The sequence below is a fragment of the Microbacterium sp. 01T413_2 genome (assembly GCF_056398985.1).
The window spans coordinates 1-2,970 of sequence record NZ_JBFTQL010000058.1 but is presented as its reverse complement, the minus strand read 5'-3'; the positions used below and the strand labels follow the sequence as shown (position 1 = coordinate 2,970).

Annotated in this window: 2 protein-coding genes; both read left to right on the top strand. The window is 67.1% G+C overall.

All coding sequences use genetic code 11. From position 1 onward, the window contains the following. Window positions 1-30: 30 nt before the first annotated feature. Window positions 31-2,580 (top strand): DNA gyrase subunit A, encoded by a 2,550-nt coding sequence (gyrA, locus tag AC1DMN_RS18155; protein ID WP_477384746.1) that lies wholly within the window; start codon window positions 31-33, stop codon window positions 2,578-2,580. Further along, window positions 2,577-2,970, top strand: a 394-nt coding sequence (locus tag AC1DMN_RS18150) for a DUF3566 domain-containing protein (RefSeq protein ID WP_477384744.1), incomplete at its 3' end; no start/stop codon positions are given. The genes gyrA and AC1DMN_RS18150, both read left to right, overlap by 4 nt.

Sequence of the window (2,970 nt, the reverse complement as noted above, 5' to 3'; positions counted from 1 at the left end):
GGCCCCAGACGGGCAGGACGAGAAGAAGACATGACGGACGAACGAAACGAATCCGAGCACAACCACGGCAAGATCGACCRGGTCGAYCTGCAGTCGGAGATGCAGCGGTCCTACCTCGACTACGCGATGGCGGTCATCGTGGGCCGGGCACTGCCCGACGTGCGCGACGGGCTCAAGCCCGTGCATCGCCGCGTGATCTACGGCATGTACGACGGCGGCTTCCGCCCTGACAAGTCGTTCTCCAAGTGCGCCCGCGTGGTCGGCGAGGTCATGGGTCAGTACCACCCGCACGGCGACTCCGCGATCTACGACGCCCTGGTCCGGCTGGTGCAGCCGTGGTCGCTGCGCTATCCGCTCGCACTCGGTCAGGGCAACTTCGGCTCCCCCGGGAACATGGGCGCCGCGGCCCCCCGGTACACCGAGACGAAGATGGCCCCGCTCGCGCTCGAGATGGTGCGCGACATCGAAGAGGCCACGGTCGACTTCTCCGACAACTACGACGGGCAGACGCAGGAGCCCGACGTGCTGCCCGCACGGTTCCCGAACCTGCTGGTGAACGGCTCGATCGGCATCGCGGTCGGCATGGCCACGAACATCCCGCCGCACAACCTGCGCGAGGTGTCCGAGGCCGCCCTCTGGGCGCTGGAGAATCCCGACCTGCCCCGCGAGGAGCTGCTCGAGGGCCTGATCCAGCGCGTCCCGGGCCCCGACTTCCCGACCGGTGCGCAGATCCTGGGCACGAAGGGGATCCAGGAGGCGTACCGCACCGGACGCGGATCCATCACGATGCGCGCGGTCGTGGGCGTCGAGGAGATCCAGGGCCGCACGTGCCTCGTGATCACCGAACTGCCGTATCAGGTGAACCCCGACAACCTCGCGGTGAAGATCGGCGACCTGGTCCGGGAGGGCAAGGTCGCCGGCATCGCCGACATCCGGGACGAGACCAGCGATCGCACCGGCCAGCGCCTGGTGGTCGTGCTCAAGCGCGACGCGGTCGCGAAGGTCGTCCTGAACAACCTGTACAAGCACACGCAGCTGCAGGACAACTTCGGCGCCAACATGCTCGCGATCGTCGACGGCGTGCCGCGCACGCTGGCGCTGGACGGCTTCATCACGCACTGGCTCGCCCACCAGGTCGATGTCATCGTGCGCCGCACGAAGTTCCGCCTGGCCAAGGCCGAGGCGCGCATGCACATCCTGCAGGGCTACCTCAAGGCGCTCGACGCACTGGACGAGGTCATCGCCCTGATCCGCCGCTCCCCCTCGGCGCAGGAGGCAAACGAGGGTCTGCAGCAACTCCTCGACATCGACGAGGAACAGGCCCAGGCCATTCTCGACATGCAGCTGCGGCGCCTCGCCGCGATGGAGCGCCAGCGCATCATCGACGAGGCCGCCGAGCTCGAGGTGCGGATCGCCGACTACAAGCAGATCATCGCGGACGAGGGCCGCCAGCGCGAGATCATCCGCGAGGAGCTCACCGCGATCGTGGATCGGTTCGGAGACGAGCGCCGCACCCACATCCTGCACGGCTTCGACGGTGACGTCTCGATGGAAGACCTCATCGCCGAGGAGGAGATGGTCATCACGGTCACCCGTGAGGGCTACATCAAGCGCACCCGCAGCGACAACTACCGTTCGCAGCACCGCGGCGGCAAGGGCGTCAAGGGCGCACAGCTGCGGGCCGACGACCTCGTCGAGCACTTCTTCGTGACGACCACGCATCACTGGCTGCTGTTCTTCACCGACAAGGGCCGGGTCTACCGCACCAAGGCGTACGAGATCCCGGAGGCCGGCCGCGACGCGAAGGGCCAGCACGTCGCCAACCTGCTCGCACTGCAGCCGGACGAGAAGATCGCGCAGATCCTCGACCTGCGCGATTACGAGGCGGCACAGTACCTGGTGCTCGCCACGCGCGGTGGACTGGTGAAGAAGAGCCGTCTCGGCGATTACGACACCAACCGTCAAGGCGGTGTCATCGCGATCCGCCTGCGCGAGGACGACGAGCTGGTCAGCGCGTTCCTCGCCGATGCCACCGATGACGTCCTGCTGATCAGCCGGCACGGCATGTCGGTGCGATTCCAGGCGACCGACGAGGCGCTGCGGCCGATGGGACGCGCGACCGAGGGCGTCAAGGGCATGCGGTTCAACGGCGAGGACAGCCTGCTGTCCGCCTCGCTCGTGACGGGCGACGGCTACGTCTTCGTGGTCACCGATGGCGGCTATGCGAAGCGCACCTCGGTGGACGAGTACCGCGTGCAGGGCCGCGGCGGTCAGGGCATCAAGGTCGCCAAACTGAACGACGACCGGGGCATCCTGGCGGGGGGTCTGATCGTCCAGGAGGACGACGAGGTCCTTGTGGTTCTTGCCAGCGGCAAGGTGGTACGCTCTGCCGTGGCCGAGGTGCCGGCGAAGGGTCGCAACACCATGGGCGTGGTTTTCGCCCGGACCGACGAGGACGATCGGATCCTTGCGATCGCGCGGAACACCGAGCGCGGCCTGGCCGACAGCGACGAGTCCGAGGACTCCGGTACGGCCCCCGAGACAGAAGCCCCCGAAGCCCCCGAAGGAACTGACGCATGAGCACGGTAGCCGACAAGCTCGCGAAGAAGTCTTCCCGCAAGACCTCCAGCAAGCAGGTGCGCCTGCGCCTGGTCTACATCGACTTCTGGTCGGCAGTGAAGCTGTCCTTCCTCGGTGCGATCGCGATCGCGATCGTGACCCTCGTCTCGTTCCTGCTCATCTACCTGGTGGTGGATGCCACGGGGCTGATGGACAAGGCCGACGAGTTCGTCTCCGGCATCGCCGACGGCGCAAAGCTGAGCGCGGTCGTCGGGCTGCCGCAGGTGCTGGCCTTCGGCTCGGTCGTCGCGATCCTCAACCTCATCGTGTTCACGGTGCTCGGTGCGATCGTCGCCGGCATCTACAACCTCGCGGTCAAGGTCACCGGCGGTCTGCTGGTCGGTTTCACCT